The organism is Niabella terrae (assembly GCF_054783135.1).
The window spans coordinates 83,682-102,243 of record NZ_BAAGRD010000008.1 but is presented as its reverse complement, the minus strand read 5'-3'; the positions used below and the strand labels follow the sequence as shown (position 1 = coordinate 102,243).

The following is an 18,562-nucleotide window of genomic DNA, read 5'->3' as shown; positions in this document are numbered from 1 at the left end:
AAGTTGCCTGAGGCCGCGTTAAACAAAAGAAACCCCTCTGGAACGGCTCAATAAAGCCCGGGGCAGATTCACGGGGAAGACAGGGTAGCGATTTCAAAACGAAAACTTCCCTTCAACCGCGATTCTTTCAGGGTTAATGAAAGCCGGTAGAGCTGCGGACCCCAGACATGGGAAAGCCGGGGATCGTCCAGCGGAACAGTTTCAACCGCCGGCGTAAACAGTGCTTGATCATATTTCAAACAGACAAGGGTCGGTTCCTTTTTCCATATTATCGTTCCGGGGTCACTGATATCAGGACGGGCCCAGGTCAGAAAATTAACGACGGTCGGTGCCTCCCATTTGCTGAGCTCATAACGGTCCTCAATCCGGAGGCCTCCTTTGGTCAGCTGATAACTTCGTTGCCATTGCTTTACTGCCGCCTCCGGTTTATAGGCGCCGGCAATATCCATCGAGAAAAGCTGCCGCCCGGCATCGAAATGAACCTTGTCTGCCTTATAACGGGCCCCGTTGGACTGTGCCACCCCATTGATCAGCGGCAGGTTATGATAATTGCTTTGCATGGTCCAGATCTGATATCTTTCATTGCTGAAGGTCTGGCGGGTGTAAGTGCCCACCCCGGCATCCACAAAGAAAGGCAGGGTGTCCACATATAAGGAGAAACTGCCTACATCGTTGTGATTGTGGCTTTCGTTATTAAATCCGCCTTTGGCGGCAAAAAAATACCGGCCCGAACGCATATAACAAAATTCTGTCTGGGGATACCAGGTATAAGCCGCCGCGGGCAGGCCGGGGGTAATGGCGGCAATTTCCTTATTGAATGCGATACCCTGCAGGAGGCGATAGAGATCCCGGCCGGCTTCGGGTTGGAGTGTTTTCGGCTGACGGAGGGCCAGATAAGCGGCGAAAGCCTGCATTTCGTTACTGTGTACTGCTTTCCCATAGCGATAAATCAGTCCGGCATCGCCGCCACCGCGTGCAGACGCATCTGCGAAATTGACTACCCAGCCATTACCGACATAACTTCTCGCAATGTACTCTCCCATCTTTCGGATCATTGGCTGATCGAATATGGAAATTTTACCCCCGCTGATATCATACAATAGCTGCAGATAGTCGTAAAGCTTTCCGGCAGCATGTCCCCAATAGGAGGGGCCTTCTTCGCAGGCACCGTCGGCTTTGACATAATTGATAAAATGATCGACGGACACCATACTACGGTACACTGCTTTGGCCAGTAGTTTCGGATCCTTTTCCATCAGGGCAAAAGCCTGCAACACATTGCTGTTACACCAGGGGTTCCAGTTATTGATGAGTTGATCGGGCTTGCCGTTAAAGCCGGACCACCAGAAGTCATTTCGCTCCAGGTAGGGCTGCAAAATTCTCCGTTCAAGTTCATAACGCAGCCTTTGGGCGATCAGGGAATCTCGCTTGTCAAACTCCACATGCAAAAAATAATAAATCCAGGAAAACAAGGCGCCCACATCTCCAGAAACCAGGTCGATGATATTTTGTTGATGGTCCGGAAATTTCTTCGGTCCCTGCTGCAGTGATAAATGTGCTGAAAGCGACCATGTTGTCATTTCACAAGCCGCGAACACGCCATTGATCAGTTGATCCGTGAACCGGCCTTTTCCTTCCGCCATTTCTGCCATGAAAAGCGCTGTAATTGCTTTCAGGTTCCTGCTGTAAGGAACCTGCATAATGTTTCGTGAGCCACTGCGGGAATATTCCAGATAATCTGTGGCTTTAATAACTTCCCATCGATAATCCAGGAGCTTTTCACCTCCCCGGATCATCGCCGGCTTCTCAGATCCCAGAAATTTATCCCATCCCGAACGATCCGTATACACCGGATAGGGTACCCACTGCCGGGGACTGCGGATGACCTGCTGCACCCACTGCGCGGTTCCCAGTTGCTGTAAGAGATTACGTGGCTCCCTGCCAAAACTGACGCAGGAAAACATGAGTAAAAATAAGAGCAGTAGCAACCGCTGCCGGTTAGCCGATCCGGAAACCATGTCGTAATCTTTTTAACGGTTACATGAAAAAATGTTTGTAAATCATTGCCGCCAGTATGCCTCCGATGATGGGACCAACAACGGGTATCCAGCTATAAGACCAGTCGCTGCTTCCTTTCTTACCAATGGGTAGCAATGCGTGCATGATCCTCGGACCGAGATCCCTGGCCGGGTTGATCGCATATCCTGTAGGCCCGCCCAGACTCAGGCCGATGGCCAGTACGACAAAAGCCACGGGCAAGGCATCCAGGGCGCCGAGGCTGCTTGCAGGAGCGATCATAAAAAAAACGGCAAAGACCAGCACAAAAGTTCCAATTATTTCCGTGAGCAAATTGTAAAAGGGATTGCGAATCGCCGGTGCGGTGCAAAAAGTGGCCAGTTTGGCGGCGGTATCGTCGGTCGCCGTATAATGCTGCCGGTAAGAAAGGACTACCAGCAAAGAACCCAGCATAGCGCCCAGCAGTTGGCCCGCAATATACTCAGGAATCAGGTTGGCGGCAACTTTGCCGGCATAGACAAGTCCCAGCGTAACAGCCGGATTTAAATGAGCTCCGCTGAATTTTGATACCATAAATACACCGGCAAATACTGCCATGGCCCAACCGAAGGCAATCACGATCCAGCCACTGTTGTTGCCTTTGGTTTTATTCAGCACGACATTGGCTACAACGCCATTTCCCAGCAGGATTAAAGTGGCGGTTCCGATTAGTTCGCTAGTAAATATATTCATGTACAGGAATTTTCGATTAAATATTTAGAGTTGAAATGTAGTTGCTGGCGCCGGATCAATTTATTCTGCCCAGGCCTCCGCAGCCCGAACGGCCCGCTTCCAGTTGGCCTGAAGCGAAGTCCGCACAGCCGGTTCCATATAGGGATCAAAGGTTTTTTCTTTTTTCCAATAGGCTTTTATCTCTTCCATGTCTTTCCAAAAACCCACTGCCAGGCCCGCCAGATAGGCCGCGCCCAGCGCCGTTGTTTCAGTAATTGTGGGCCGGATGACCCGGGTATCCAGGATATTAGCCTGGAACTGCATCAGATAATCATTAATCGTAGCACCGCCATCCACCCGCACTTCGGCGATCTTGATCCCCGCATCGGCCTCCATGGCTTTCAGTACATCCATGGTCTGATAGGCTATACTTTCAACCGCAGCCCTGGCAATATGACCATCTGTAGAGCCCCGGGTTAATCCGACAATAATACCGCGGGCGTGCTGGTTCCAGTAAGGGGCGCCAAGTCCCGTGAATGCCGGCACCATATAAACACCCCCGTTATCTTTCTCGGTAGCTGTAAGCGCTTCCACATCAGCTGATTTCTGGATCAGTTTCAGGCCGTCTCTCAGCCATTGCACCACCGCGCCCGCTATAAATACACTTCCCTCCAAAGCGTAATGTACCTGTTCATTTATTTTCCAGGCAATTGTCGTCAGCAGGTTGTTCTTGGAAGTCACTGGTTTAGCGCCGGTATTCATCAGCATGAAACATCCGGTGCCGTAAGTATTTTTCACCATTCCTTCTCCGGTACACATCTGACCGAACAAGGCCGCCTGCTGGTCCCCGGCAATTCCACAAACAGGTATCTCAATAGAAGTGAGGAGTTGCTGGGTATGGCCATATACTTCGCTGCTGGACCGAACTTCCGGCAGTATCGAAGCAGGTATCTGCATCATTTGCAACAATTCCTGATCCCATTCCAGTTGATGAATATTGTATATCATGGTCCGGCTGGCATTACTGACATCCGTCGCGTGAACTTTTCCATTGGTGAGCTTCCAGAGTAGCCAGGTGTCGACGGTACCAAAACAAAGTTCCCCTTTTTCAGCTTTCTCACGCGCACCGGGAACATTTTCCAGGATCCAGCGGATCTTGGTTCCGGAAAAATAAGCATCGGTTACGAGTCCCGTCTTTTCTTTTATAATCTGAGCGGAGCCGTCCTTTTTCAGTTGATCACAGTAGTCGCTGGTCCGGCGGTCCTGCCAGACGATCGCATTATAAACGGGCTGGGAGGTCGCACGATCCCAGACCACCACCGTTTCGCGTTGATTGGTGATTCCGATACCCGCAATATCAGCCGCGGTAATGCCCGCTTTAACAATGGCTTCTGCGGCCACGCCGATCTGGGTGCTCCAGATTTCATTGGCATCGTGTTCTACCCATCCGGGCTGGGGAAATATCTGCTGAAACTCTTTTTGAGCCACTGCAATAATATTTCCGTTCTTGTCAAAAACTATGGCACGGGAGCTGGTCGTACCAGCATCAAAAGAAAGAATATACTTAGACATAGCGAAGCGTAATTATGATCGTTAAAAAAAAGTTGTCGTAATTTAGGTTTAAGTCCTCAGGAATGCAAAATTTTATGCCATTTATCCAAAGAACCGTTTTTATTTCATGGCGACGGTCAATGCTTTGGGTCTGGACATCGTTTCTGTATACACATTACCAAAGCGATCGGTCACCTTTATCAAAATCGGGGTTTTCGGACCCGAAGCCAATGCACGGAACAAATGTGCAGAACTGGTCGTACAAAAATCTTCCGTTGGTGTCGCACCTGCATGCAGCCTGAGGGCTTCGTACGAAATAATATGCAGCGGATCTTTAACCTTGATTCGGTCCACCGTGAGGGGCGTCGTTTCATTTTCAAACATTTCTACTTTCCATTTCTTATCATAACCCCATACATTGACCAGAATCTCATTATTGTTTGCCACACTCGCATATTCTCCGGCATAAGGAGCCAGCAGTGCATCCGTGGTACCGGGCGCATAATTGGCGGCAGTAATATGAATTTCGTTCCTGTCATAAGCCCGAAACTGATAATTTTCACTATAGCCAATCGCCTTATACCGCCAGTCATAATCTGCACCATCAAATTTCCAGATCCCATAACCACCGGGGGCCCCGTCCTTACAAACCTGATTACCGGCATATCCGTTTTTACCCGTCCACCACCAGGTCGCACAAACGGCGCCCGAGTTATGTTCCATAAGAGCGTTATTGTTTTCAAACGCATAACAGATATGGGTATGGCCGGTCAACACATGTACATCTTTAAAGCCTGAGAAACAATTGATCAACTCGGTGGCATTTTTCAGATTCAGTGTAGATGTTTCCGAGGCAGAAGGGTTTTTATTCAGATGTGCGTGCATAGCGACCATCACGGTCGCAGATTTATCTGCAATTGTCGACAGGTCTTTTTTAAGCCATGCCAACTGGTCGTCGGAAATTCGACTATTATAATTCCTGCTACCAACGGTACCTTCGGATGCCCCCGTGTTGATGTATTCAATATTGTCCAGCACGATATAATGAACCCTGCCCAGATTGAAAGAATAATAGGTGGGGCCCAATAGTGCACGGAAGTCCGTTTCGGCGCCCCAGTCATCGGCCACATAGGGATCATTGTCATGATTGCCCATCGTATGATAGACCGGCAGGTTGATTTCCTTCATCAGCGCCAGGTATTCCGCAAAACCAAATTTATTGGCATACCAATAAGCATCCCAGGTCATATCCCCCAGGGTTAATCCATATACTTTATACCCCTGTTGCTGATAGGTATCAATAGTTGTTGCTGCATCTTTTAAGAAACCGTTTTGAAACTGCGTCACATCATTATTACGGGCCGCCAGGTGCATATCTCCCAGTGCCAGTAGTATATGCTTATTATTGTCAATCCGGGTTAAATTAAAATTCATGGTTTCCACAACGGAAACTGCTTTTGTAAAAGCCTGATAAAAAACCGGCAGTATGTTGTTGGAGCGGCTGACTTCATACCCACCGGGCACTGAAATAAAAACGAATTTTTTCGTTTTGGCAGAAGGCAGGTAATATATACCGTTTGCATCTGTGGTTGTCAAGACCAGACCGTCAGACACGACCACACCTTTGACACCCTCTCCTTCACAAAGCACACGGCCTTTTACTGTCATGCCCGACCGGTCAGGGAGAATATTGCCGTCGTCTGGTTCCTTTGGCTGATTGCCTGGGGAATTGCTTTTGGTGCAACCCGCACCCAACAACCCTGCACCGGCCAGCGTGGTGGAGATCAGAAAGGCCCGCCTGGACAAAATCCGGACATGCTTAAAGTTTTTCTTATTGGTACTCAAATCGTTTTATTTCAGCGAATCAATTTAATCAACCCGCAATGAGAAATGTGGCTACAGTATTTTACAGCGCCGATACCGCATCACTATAGTCCGTGATCAGACCATCCACCCCCATGTCTTTAAGACGTTTGATCTCATGAAGTTCATTGGCGACGCCGGGAACTATTCTCATGCCCTTTTCATGACAATAACGGACGATTTCTGACGTTACGCTGACGACGTTCGGACTGTAAATGGCCGGTTGAAATCCCAACTTCCGGATCTGTTCCTGCGGCGAAAGGGATTCTTTTTTACTGATCAGATAGGACAGGGCATAGTTCGGATACTGCCGATGTAGCAACTGCAGGGCCCGTCGGTCAAATGACTGAATGATTACCCGATCGGCCATCTTTTTCGATTCAATGACCGACATGGCCAGATTTACATAAGTGTCGAGATCCGGATAATACCTGCCATCTGCTTTCTCACTGGATTTAATCTCGATATTGTAACGGATGTTCCGGCCTTTTTTCCTGGCATAAGACTCTGTGCTATCCAGTAAAGCTGAAAGCAGGGGGATGGTCGCCCGCATTTTTTGTTGCCGGGGAAACTCGGGATTGAATTTTACTCCCACATCGTAGCCAAGAAGGGTCTTATAATCCAGCTGGTAAAGTAAAATGCTTTTTGCCACCTGCCTGCTCAGGCTGTCTCCGGATGGGGTGGTCGTATAGTTACTGTTTAGTGTCGGATCATGTGCCACGATAATCTGATGATCCCGGGTCATCTGCAGGTCCATTTCCAGTACCGGCACGCCCCGGTCAATGGCATCCCGCATGGCTGCAATTGTATTCTCCGGCATCAAACCCCTGCCACCCCGGTGCGCATGAATCGCAAAAGAGGGTTGTGCCGCGCAAAAAATGCCGGCACAACAACCTATGAAAAACACACCTAAAAAAACTGCACGGTTCATGATCGCATACTATCGTTGATAACCACCTCGGAACAGTTCGCTCCCTTGGTTCCTTGCCTATTATTCCACCAGCATGGTAACACCCTCCCGTAGTTCGAGACTATCCCGGGTTGCTGTTTCCTGAAATAACTCCACGACCTGCTGCTGACGGGCGGTGGTCCATTTACCCAGCGTCGTATTATACACGCCGCCCATCATATTGAAAAGTCCGGCATCTGTGGCCGCCGAAGGATGTGCATCATTTACCGGATAAGGCATCATGGTGGTATTGCCTTGTGACCGGTAATACAGGAAGGGCACCACCTCGGGCTTATAGGTATCCGGATTGATGGCCACAGAATACATCGAATACCAGTCGTTATTACAGATCCTGTAACCCAGTACCGGAGACTTGGAGGGGTCATAGATCGCCGCCCCGCCACCGCTGGCTATAAACAAGACATCGGCCGGTACCGACTCCTCTGTAATGGAAGTGCCTTTGAAAAGCGCCACACCACAGGTATTGCCGCTATTGGCCCAGGGCCCTGAATTACTGAAGGAGCTGGTATGTTTCAGACCACCGTCGCCAGGATTTGTGGCACCGGAAGCCGTGTTATAGTTGGCCACAAACATCCGGGTATCATCCGGAAAACTGTAAGTGCCGGCATTCCCGTTAATTTTTTTCTTCTGGAACAGGAAATAGAAGAATTCGCCCTTTGGCGCAATACCTGAATCAATGGTCCACCGGATGGTTCGCTTTCCACCCGTAGCCCAGCCGGCATCCAGCGGCGTGGCCGAACTGGAGGTTCCCGCATTATTACAAAATACAATACTATACGGAGTGACCGAAAAGTCAATATCTGTAGTCGCCATCAGCTGCACATACTCATTGCCGCCATCGCCCCCTTTGGGATCACTCAGTATACCGGTAATCAGCAGATCCTGGGCCGAAGAACCCATATTGACAATATCATCTCCTTCACGGGTCCTGAATTGAATAGAACTATCTTCTTTCACGAAGGGGATACCCACATAAGCCGCCAGACCGTAAGGTTCATTGTTGGCATAACTGACGCCGGGATCGGTATACAATTCCAGATCCCCGAAACCGTCATTGATCAATTTGGAACCACTGATCACATCTCCTGGTTTCGGTACCGGATTAAAACTGGATTTATTGACCAGGCAAAGCGTACTTTCATAATTTTCAGGATGTTCCTGAAGACTGGTCACGTTCACGGCATTGATGCCTACCGTTCCTTTTCCAAAGCGTTTGACCGCTGAGGTTGAAACACCGGCGATGGTCAGGATGCCGTTTTTACGGGTCAGTGTGCCCCCCAGGATATTAATCATTACAGAATCTCCGGGAATATAGTCTGCCGCATCGGCGCCGAGGTCGATTGAAATGCCCCGCAGCTGTCCCAGCCTTCTTCTGTCCTGTACGATCAGCAGACCTTCCGGAAGATTTCCTTCCCGGTGGTCGGATACGACCACTGCCGCAATACTATTACCGCCAAAAAGCACGGATTCAGTCAGGGGTACGTCCTGCCCGTGATAGATTGGACGTATGTCCAGAATCGATACCACATCATAGGGCTGGCCCCCCGGGTAGTTCTGATCATCCCATTTGGAACAACTGTTCAGCAACAGGGCGACAGTTACCGCTAAAAAAAGATGTAATGTAGCTTTCATATTAATAGTTCTTTTATATTATAAGAATTAGGGCTTTTGCCACCAGACATTGGTGGAAATCTGGTCGGCACCCTGGTGGGCCACTGCGGTTTTATAATTGTTGGGGTTGGCTGATTGAACGTATACCGGATAGACCAAACGGGCGGGCATCACGCCCTTATTCTGCAGGCCGGGCCCCTTGGGTAATACAGGATAGCCTGTCCGGCGGTACTCAAACCACTGTTGCAGGTCGGTCATAAACAGGGCGTAATATTTCTGTAACATGATCAGTTCCAGTTTATTTTCTTCCGGGAGTGCATCGTCCCAGATCACACTGGCGGCTCCCAGGTTTTCCAGGTGCGTAATAAAATCTTCTTCTGTGGTAGATTCAGGGAAGTCGGGAACCCAGTAATTGATCGCCGAGGCAATGCCCTGGTTAAAATAGGTCTGGGCGTCCCCCGTTATCCAGCCTTTGACTACCGCTTCAGCCAGAATAAATTGCAATTCTGCGTACTGCATGATAATGCCGGTCCTTTCGTTTTGCTGTAGTGACCAGGTCTTTCCGGTACTGGCATTATCGTAACTCTGGAAATAACAACCTTTAGGATCACCCTGACCCACCAGGTAGCCACTTGCTACGCCGTACCAACCGCCTCCTGAGGCCTGGGCAATTCCGAAACGACCAATAGAACCCGATCCGTAAGGTTTGGAAGAGACATAGCGGGGGTCAGACCAGGCGATCAGATAATCCAGGAAGAAACTACAGATGGCCGGGGAACGGAAATCCTGTACCCGGATACCCGCCACGTAGGGAGAAGTATAGGGATCTGTTGTGCTGGTTTCGCCGGTCCAATAGATCCGCGCACAATCCTCATTGCTTTGCATGATGGGGTATTGATCCGGATTTTCGGCAATTTCTTTAATTTTCTGAATACAGAGATCCTGCACTTCAGATTTGCCTGAGATCCGCAGCAGCAGGCGCAGGTACAGCGAATTTCCAAATTTCCGCCATTTGGCAATATCGCCATGGTATACCGGATCGCTGGATTCTACGATGGCCTGATTGCTGGTCAGGAGCTGATTGGCCTGCTCCAATTGGTCGAAAAGGTCCAGATAAATATCCTTTTGGGTGTCAAAAGCCGGCTGTACATTGCCATGCTGCCCTTCCAGGGATTCAAAATAGGGTACATCGCCGTAAGTATCCGTCAGCATGGAATACATCCAGGCCTTACAAATCCGGGCAATGCCCTGATAGGAAGTATTGATCTGACCCTCAATACTGGACAGGCTGTCGACCTGATCAAAATTGGTTAACTGTACGTACCAGGCATTCCATAAATAGTCGGAAATAGTAGACCGAAAAGCATAACGGAAAACGGTATTATCGCCATCGCTGATACTCACCGTCACCTGCATGAGTTCATTGTTTAACGATCGATTCCGCGTCATCCCCGGCCAGATCCCGTTTCGCAATGCGGGTGCCAGTAATTTATCTGAAGTGGTATGCAAAATATTGATGGGATCAACATTCATTTCTTCAAACCCTTTTTTACAGGAGAAAAATGATGCCGCCAGCAACAGTGAGATACCTGCGAAAAAAACTTGCTTTCTCATTATAATAATATTAAAATCCAATAGATAAATTAAAACCAAGACTTCGGGTGGAAGGGAACTGACCCGTCTCAAAACCACGGACAATATCCGTTCCGCTCAGGGTACCGAACTCCGGATCGAACATTGGCCAGGGAGACCAGATAAACAGGTCTCTTCCGTAAACACTGATCATGGCCGATTTCAGATGCAGTTTTTTGAGCATCCGGGGTTGGAAAGAGTACCCCAGGGAAGCTTCTCTGAATTTAATAAAGTCGGTACTAAAGGTACTTCCTTCCGCATTGTAGGAGCCCATATTGTATCGATAATAATCGTCGATATCGTAGGCCACTACATCATTCTTCCGGAAGCTACCATCGGGATTCTGGGTCACACCGTTTCCGATAATACCATTATAGCGGCCGGGAAGCGTCGATTTTAATTTGCCCTGTTCTACCATTTTGTAGTTCATCAGGGAATAGGCCACGGCACCCACCTGCGCATCAAAGAGTACTTTCAGGCTGATTCTTTTATAACTAAAATTGTTACCCCAGCTGAACTTCAGCTTCGGAACCGTATTGCCCAGATATATAATGTTTTCTGTGACTTTGGGTAAGCCGGATGCAGAGTCAAATATGATCTGGCCGTCGGGTGCTCTTTGGTAACCCAGCCCATACAGATCACCCATACTACCACCGACCGCAGCCACGATCTGGCCGCTGGCGATTTGACCCGAACGCAAGAGAACGGAAGAGTCCGGCATGGAAACGATGATATTTTTGTTATAGGCAAAAGTAGCGTAGGTACTCCAGTTAAAGCCGTTTTTACGCACCAGCGGCTTGCCATTCAGCGCCAGTTCAATTCCGGTGTTTTTCACTTTACCCGCATTGATCACTGCGGCATCATAACCCGAAGAGCGGTCCAGGGTACGGGTCAGTATCTGGTTTTTGGTATTGCCCCAGTACACCGCCAGATCCAGGCCCATACGACTTTTAAAGAACTGCAGTTCGGCACCCAGTTCAAAAGTCGTCGTCAACAAAGGTTTTAAATTTTCATTGGGCAGGGTTCTGGGAGCTGCCAGCGCGCTGTCCGGAAAAATGCCGCTATTGGCCAGCGAATAGGCGTAGGCGGTGCGATACGGGGTCGTACTGCCGCTACCCACCATCGCCACAGAAGCCCGCAATTTGGCATAACTGATCGCCCGAGGCAGCTCAGCTACTTCAGAAAGTATAAAACTGGTATTCAATGAGGGATAGAAAAAACCCACATTGTCGGTCCGCTCTTTGGTTGCCAGTACGCTATTCCAGTCCTGTCGTCCGGTGAGTTCTGCAAAAAGATAATCTTTGTAGGAAAGGTTGACGATACCATATAAACTGTTGATCTGATATTGACTGGTATCCGGTAGGTAGACCAGCCCGTATAAGTTATTGCTGAAATCATAAATTTCCGGATAAATATCTCTATTGGGGTCGTATTCACCGGGATAGATTAATCCGTCAGCACGAATATCCGATTTATTGTAATTATTTTTCAGCTGACTGCCGCCCAGCGAAACCCCCAGTTTGAAATCTTCAGAAAGGTCTTTTTTGTACATCGCAAGGAAATCATAGCTTATTTCACGCGCCCGGACATCCTGCTTACGTACGGAACCGAAGGGCAGTCTGGAGCCGGCATCGAATGGTCGGTCCTGTTCGCGATTGTCTTTGGACCAGTCCATATTACCCCGTAACATCAGGCTTAATTCTTTCGTGACCTGATAATTAAAGCGTACCGACCCGGTTACATTATGCCGTTTGGTTTTGTTTAAAAATTCATTGACGATGGCAAAGGGGTTCTCCGGATAGGTGCTATAGGGATATTCGATCTTTTTATAGTTACTATCCACCTGCCAGTAATTTCTCAACCAGTTATAATCTGCGTTGGGCTGCCAGAATATATACCAATACATTAACGATTGGTTGCCGTATCCGGCAGCCGGCAGGTTATCACTGCTTCTGTACCCGTAGTTGACCTTTGTAGATAACTTGAGCTTCTTGGTGATATCAGTAGACGTGGTCAAAGAAGCCGATTTTCTGTCAAAGCCTGTGTTGGGAATAATCCACTTGTTATCCTGGGTGGCCAGGGAAATCCGCAAATTGGTACGGCCGATCTTTCCGCCGATACTCAGGTTATGGGTCAGGTTCTTACCCTTGTCCCAGAAATCGTTGATATTATCATAGGGCACCCAGGGGGTTCTTTCGATTCCCTGTTTCTGGGTAATCGGATCATACTGATAAAACATCTGACCATTAAACCGGGGGCCGTATGCGGAGGAGGTCCCACTGGTGCTGGATCCGTCTGGTCCGGTGCCATAAGAATAATACTCTGCGCCGCCCAGTCCCTGTCCGTATTCGTATTGCAGATCTGGATACCGGTTGATGGTCTCCATATAACCATTCAGCGAATACTTGATATCAAAATGACCGCTTTTTTTGGCGTTTCCTGATTTTGTCGTAATAATAATTGCACCATTGGCCCCCCGTTGACCATAGAGCGCCGCTGCTGCAGGACCTTTCAATACAGAAACGCTTTCGATATCCTGAGGGTTAATATCATTCATTGAGCTGCCATAATCCGCCGGCAGGTTATCACTACCTGTTGCATATACATTATCGGAAGAATTGGCGGAGCGCCGGCCGCTGCTGTTGCTGATGACCACACCATCTACCACAATCAGGGCTTCGTTTTCGCCGGTGAGATTGTTTTCACCCCTTAGAATAATCTTATTGGATCCGGCGGGGCCTGATCCGGAACGGATCATATTTAGACCGGCCACCTTGCCCGACAGGGCATCGGTCCAGTTGGTGGCTACCGCATCAGTCAGCTGGGAACTGTCAATTTTGGTAACGGCATATCCGAGCGACTTTTCATCTCTTTTAATGCCCAGGGCTGTCACAACGACGTTCTCCAGTTCCACTTCATTGGAAACCATTTCCACAGTCAGGGTGTTGGATTTCTGAACTTTTACTCTTTTAATATCGTAACCCACGCCCGAAAAAACGAGGGTTTCTCCCGAAGCGGCCATTATCGAAAATGCGCCTTTTTCATCAGTGATACCACCGCGGGAGCTACCATCCACCAGGACGCTGATATTGGCCAATGGTTTGTCGTCCGCCTGATTGACGACTACACCCCTGATATTTCTCTGTTGCGCCTGAAGGCCCGTGACTATTGAAGTCAGGAGTAGTAGAAACAATACGCAGCGTTTGAGTACTGTGACATGTAATGATCTGCTCATTATTGGTTTATTTATTAAATGTGCAAAAAAAGTATTTATAATAGTTCCTATTTACCGTCCGGCAATTAGTAATAATTATTTCAACTTTTAATAATAAAAACTTAATCCCTGCTTTACCGACTCGAGCGCAATCGTTTCTACATCAGCTCAAAATATACTGTTGTGCGAGCTCGGTATAATCCTTAAGCTGTGCTTTTATCCAATCGTTATCTTTTCCCAGGCATTCAGCCATAATTGCAGCAATTCCAGGCGCAATTTTTATACTTTCCCGTGCATCCAGCAACAGCGCCCTGGTTCTTCTGGCCAGAAAATCTTCTACCGTCCTGGCCATTTCATTTTCCACCGCCCAGCGTACCTGCTGTTCATGAATCTTGAGATGCTTGCTGATCCACTGGTCTGCAGAACCATTCATCCGGTTTTTTATGGCTGCCAGATCACTTCCATAATAATACAGGGGATCGTCCCAGTTGATCTCTGTGGTAAAACCATGTATATGTTCCGAAGCCGTCTGAGGTACTTGTGGCTTCCAGCTGAGTTGCCGTTCCACTTCTGTGACCATATCTTCGCCCATTTTCCGGAACGTGGTCCATTTACCTCCGATGATCGTAAACAGATTGGAGGGCGATTTCATGATTTTGTGACTCCTGGAAATTTCCTTGGTTTTCTGGGAGTCTTTGTCTGGCGCTGCCAACGGTCGCAGACCGGCAAATACACTGAGTACATCCTCGCGTGCAGGAGGTCGGGTCATATAAGCACCGGCAGTACTCAATACAAATTCTATTTCCTTTTCCAGGGGACGCGGCTCCATGCTGGGATTACCTACAGGCGTATCCGTTGTTCCGATGACCACTTCATTGTGCCAGGGTACGGCAAACAATACCCGACCATCGCTGGTCTGGGGGATCATCAGCGCATGTTTGGAAGGGTAGAACTTCCGGTCTACTACAATATGAATTCCCTGGCTGGCGATTACCGAAGGTTCTGCCTGGGGATCATCCATTTTCAGTATCCCGTCCACAAAAACGCCGGTGGCATTGACTACAGCCCGGGCATTGATTTCATAGGTGTTGCCTGATTCCGTATCCAGTATCCGGGCGCCACATATTTTCTGATGCACATCCTTTAGCAAGTCTGTTACGCGTGCATAGTTCAGCGTGCAGCCACCCTGCTTGGCAATGCTTTGTGCCAGGTTGATGGCCAGCCTGGAATCATCAAACTGTCCGTCATGATACAGGACCCCACCGATCAAGCCCCGGGTCTTAATTCCCGGCAAGGCTTGCAATGTCTGGTCTTTCTTAATGAAAACAGATTTACCGAGAGACAGCTTACCGGCAATCCAATCGTAGAACTTCAGGCCGATGGTATATTTTACCTGGTCCCAGAATTTATAAACAGGAATAATAAAAGTCTGGTTTTTTACGAGATGAGGCGCATTTTTCTGCAACAGACCCCGTTCAATACAGGCCTCGCGAACCAGTTTCAAATCACCCTGTGCCAGATACCGGACGCCGCCATGTACCAGTTTGGTGCTTCTGCTCGAAGTACCCTTAGCAAAGTCAGATTGCTCTACCAGCAAAGTCTTATATCCTCTGGAAACCGCGTCCAAAGCCACGCCAAGCCCTGTAGCACCGCCGCCAATCACCAACAGGTCCCATTGGTTTTGCTGACGAAGACTTTCTATGGCAGAATCCCGGTTCAACAGTACTTGCATGCGCTTTCTGTTTGGTTCGTTTTAGGTGGTATTTGAAACCAAATATAACAAATAAGTTTAAAAACCTTGTTTTTTTATTAAAAACAAGGAAATTTTTTTCAAATCGAAAGTAATCAAAAGTTTCATAGGCTTCGAAGGCCGGCAGCGGCAGTTTTCAACCATTATTTTTGAAGGTTTTGTGTTAATATTGCGATGCCATGGCCTTATTAAGTCCCGCTATATCCTCACTCGCAAGAATGCGTTACTGGCGCATAGAGGCCTGGCGCAGCCATCCGATAGATTCCCAGCGGGAAGTCATTCAAAATCTGGTCACTTCCGCACAATACACGGAATTCGGAAGGAAATACGGGTTCAGCAAAATTTTCAATATCCGCGATTTTAAAAAAGCGGTGCCTATCAGCCAGTATGAAGATCTCAAGCCCTATATCGACAGAACGATGGCGGGAGAACAGCATCTTTTGTGGAACAGTCCGGTATCCTGGTTTGCCAAAAGCAGCGGTACAACCAGCGATAAAAGCAAATTTATTCCGGTCAGCGAAGAGAGCATGGAAGATGGTCACTATAAAGCGGCCAAGGATGTATTAACCATGTACTATACCCACCATCCCAACAGTACCATGCTTACCGGAAAGGGACTGGTGCTCGGCGGTAGCCATACGATAAATCCCCTGAATGAAGCGGCGCAGTACGGTGATCTGAGCGCGGTGCTTTTGCAGAACAGTCCTTTCTGGGGTCATTGGCTGCGGACACCAACCCTGGAAATCGCCCTTATGGATGAATGGGAAACCAAACTGGAAAAAATGGCCCGGCAAACCCTGAATGAAAACGTGACTTCCATCAGCGGCGTGCCGACCTGGACCCTGGTACTGTTCAAACGTCTCCTGGAAATAACCGGCAAAGATTCAATTTCAGAAATATGGCCTTCGCTGGAATTATACATGCATGGCGGTGTTGCTTTTGGTCCCTATAGGGAGCAGTTCGCCCGGATAATTGGCAAACCCATCTACTATCTGGAAACCTATAACGCCAGCGAGGGTTTTTTTGCAGCCAATGAGAAACCCGGCGAGGATGGCATGCTCTTGTTTACCGATCATGGAATTTTCATGGAATTTATGCCCATGAGTGAATACGGTAAGGATATGCCCCAGACCATCGGACTGAAAGATGTCGAGCTGGATACCAATTACGCCTTGGTGATCAGTACCAATGGCGGCCTCTGGCGCTATTTGTTGGGTGATACCATAAAATTTGTCAGTCTGGATCCCTTTAAGATTATCGTCAGTGGCCGGGTAAAACATTTTATCAATGCTTTTGGAGAAGAATTGATTGTCGATAACAGCGATAAGGCGATCAGTGAAGCGGCCAACAATACCGGAGCCATCGTGAATGATTATACGGCAGCACCTGTGTATTTCTCACAAAACGACAACGGAGCGCATGAATGGCTGATCGAATTTGAAAAACTTCCTGAGGATCTGGAACTTTTTGTGCGGGAGCTTGATACCTCACTGCAACACCAGAACAGCGACTATGAAGCCAAAAGATACCGGGATATTGCGCTGCGCCTGCCAATGGTTCGTCCGTTGCCAAAAGGCAGCTTTAATAAATGGCTGCAATTAAAGGGCAAACTGGGCGGTCAGCATAAAGTGCCCCGGCTGAATAATGACCGAAAATTTGTGGAGGAAATCCTCGACCTCAGTTCCCCGGAGACGAGGGGCTGATTTTCCCGGCATCCTTTCACAGGCAACCAACGATCGGGGAAAACGCGTCTGTTTTTCGATATCCGGTGAAGAAAGTTTTCTAATTTTATGAATATCATGAATATTCACAGGTTATTATGGCTGCAAAAGGAATAAACCTTATTTTGTGGCCACCTAAACCTTCTTTAGACATGAAATTGCTTGAAAATAAAGTTGCAATTGTAACCGGCGCCGCCAGAGGTATCGGTGAGGCTATTGCCGTCAAATTTGCCGAACAGGGAGCAGACCTGGCATTTACCTATGTCAGTGACGGCAGCGCGCCAAAGGCTGCGGCCCTGGAGCAGCGGTTGACGGATATGGGGGTGCGCGCCAAAGCATACCAGAGCAATGCCGGTGACTACGCGCAATGTGAAAGCTTTGTCAATGATGTACTCAAGACTTTTGGCAGCATTGATATTTGTGTCAATAATGCAGGCATTTCAAAAGATAATTTGTTGCTGCGCATGACGGTGGAACAGTGGAACGAGGTGCTGAATACCAACCTGAATAGTGTCTTTTATATGACCAAGCAGGTGATCCGGCCCATGATGAAAGCCCGCAGCGGCAGCATCATTAACATGAGTTCTGTAATCGGCGTTATGGGTAATGCAGGTCAGGCCAGCTATGCAGCGAGCAAGGCCGGCATTATCGGATTTACAAAAACGATGGCCAAAGAATTAGGTAGCCGCAATATCCGATGCAATGCTATTGCTCCCGGTTTTGTGGAAACGGATATGACCCATTATTTAAATGAAGGCGAGGGTGCCGCCAATTATCTGGCAGATATTCCGCTGGGGCGTTTTGCAAAGGCAGAGGATATCGCCAATGTCGCCCTGTTTTTGGCTTCCGATCTCGGAAATTATATTACCGGTCAGACCATCAGCGCCTGTGGGGGGCTTAATATTTAGAAAAGCCGGATGACCCCGCTCCGGTGGCAGCATCCGTATACATTGTAATGAACAGATTCAGACTTGTATTTTTTACTGTTTTATTGTTATTTTCCGGTTCCGTCTTTGCACAATCAAAGTATGACCTGCACCTGAGGGCCGCGCGCGCTTCAGGTATTCCCCCGATCAAAAACTACACCCATTTAAAATCGCTCCATAGCAAAAAAAAGCTGGTGCGGATTGCTGCTGCGCGGGGGTATACCATTGCCAAACTCACCTACAGTAAACCCTATCTGTCTCCCAGGGCCAGTCGGGTACTCCGCGATATTGGGATTCAGTTCTACAACAGAAGCAAAAAGAAAACATTTACCGTGACTTCGGTTACCCGCAGCCTCTATGATCAGAAAAGGCTGGCCCGGGTAAACAGCAACGCGGTTACCACCAAGCTGAGTTCTCATAATTATGGCGTCTCATTTGACCTTTCTTATATCCGCTTCAACCGGTACAAGGCGCCGAATCCCCGAATGGAGCAATTGCTGCAGAAAATTCTCAATGAATTTCAGCGCGCCGGAAAAATCCATTATATTAAGGAATACCGTGAAAAATGTTTTCATGTGACGGTGCGGTAGCGGGTTC

12 protein-coding genes are annotated in these 18,562 nt (G+C 48.4%); 3 read left to right on the top strand and 9 right to left on the bottom strand.

Translation table 11 applies throughout. The features are described 5' to 3' along the window. Positions 1-68: 68 nt before the first annotated feature. From ACYVI9_RS08710 to ACYVI9_RS08670, 9 genes are all read right to left on the bottom strand, one after another. The gene (locus ACYVI9_RS08710; RefSeq protein WP_460763422.1) at positions 69-2,018 is read right to left on the bottom strand and encodes a heparinase II/III domain-containing protein; all 1,950 of its coding nucleotides are present in this window, start codon (positions 2,016-2,018) and stop codon (positions 69-71) included. Positions 2,019-2,037: 19 nt separating this feature from the next. Continuing rightward, positions 2,038-2,748 carry an MIP/aquaporin family protein gene (locus tag ACYVI9_RS08705; RefSeq protein WP_460763419.1) on the bottom strand — a complete coding sequence of 237 codons (711 nt, stop codon included), beginning with the start codon at positions 2,746-2,748 and terminating at the stop codon, positions 2,038-2,040. Between the two features lie 60 nt (positions 2,749-2,808). After that, a complete protein-coding gene (gene glpK / locus ACYVI9_RS08700) occupies positions 2,809-4,299 on the bottom strand; it encodes a glycerol kinase GlpK (protein WP_460763416.1) in 1,491 nt (496 codons plus the stop codon). Between the two features lie 99 nt (positions 4,300-4,398). Beyond that, positions 4,399-6,123, bottom strand: coding sequence for a calcineurin-like phosphoesterase C-terminal domain-containing protein (locus ACYVI9_RS08695; protein ID WP_460763413.1), 1,725 nt, complete (start codon positions 6,121-6,123; stop codon positions 4,399-4,401). Between the two features lie 61 nt (positions 6,124-6,184). Further along, positions 6,185-7,072, bottom strand: a complete 888-nt coding sequence (locus ACYVI9_RS08690) for a glycerophosphodiester phosphodiesterase family protein (protein ID WP_460763411.1) — start codon at positions 7,070-7,072, stop codon at positions 6,185-6,187. A gap of 60 nt (positions 7,073-7,132) precedes the next feature. Next, the gene (locus ACYVI9_RS08685; protein ID WP_460763409.1) at positions 7,133-8,743 is read right to left on the bottom strand and encodes a DUF5689 domain-containing protein; all 1,611 of its coding nucleotides are present in this window, start codon (positions 8,741-8,743) and stop codon (positions 7,133-7,135) included. A gap of 27 nt (positions 8,744-8,770) precedes the next feature. Further along, positions 8,771-10,336, bottom strand: coding sequence for a SusD/RagB family nutrient-binding outer membrane lipoprotein (locus ACYVI9_RS08680; RefSeq protein WP_460763406.1), 1,566 nt, complete (start codon positions 10,334-10,336; stop codon positions 8,771-8,773). Positions 10,337-10,346: 10 nt separating this feature from the next. After that, a complete protein-coding gene (locus ACYVI9_RS08675) occupies positions 10,347-13,589 on the bottom strand; it encodes a SusC/RagA family TonB-linked outer membrane protein (RefSeq protein WP_460763403.1) in 3,243 nt (1,080 codons plus the stop codon). A 142-nt stretch (positions 13,590-13,731) separates the two neighbouring features. Beyond that, positions 13,732-15,300, bottom strand: a complete 1,569-nt coding sequence (locus ACYVI9_RS08670) for a glycerol-3-phosphate dehydrogenase/oxidase (RefSeq protein WP_460763401.1) — start codon at positions 15,298-15,300, stop codon at positions 13,732-13,734. Positions 15,301-15,497: 197 nt separating this feature from the next. On the opposite strand from ACYVI9_RS08670, the gene ACYVI9_RS08665 reads away from it, so the two are divergent. The 3 genes from ACYVI9_RS08665 to ACYVI9_RS08655 all read left to right on the top strand — a co-directional run bounded on the left by ACYVI9_RS08665 (position 15,498) and on the right by ACYVI9_RS08655 (position 18,555). Next, entirely contained in the window at positions 15,498-17,021 is a 1,524-nt protein-coding gene (locus ACYVI9_RS08665; protein WP_460763398.1) for a GH3 auxin-responsive promoter family protein, read from the top strand. Positions 17,022-17,191: 170 nt separating this feature from the next. Then, the gene (gene fabG / locus ACYVI9_RS08660; protein WP_460763396.1) at positions 17,192-17,947 is read left to right on the top strand and encodes a 3-oxoacyl-[acyl-carrier-protein] reductase; all 756 of its coding nucleotides are present in this window, start codon (positions 17,192-17,194) and stop codon (positions 17,945-17,947) included. 47 nt (positions 17,948-17,994) lie between these two features. Then, positions 17,995-18,555, top strand: coding sequence for a DUF5715 family protein (locus ACYVI9_RS08655; RefSeq protein ID WP_460763393.1), 561 nt, complete (start codon positions 17,995-17,997; stop codon positions 18,553-18,555). Positions 18,556-18,562 lie beyond the last annotated feature (7 nt).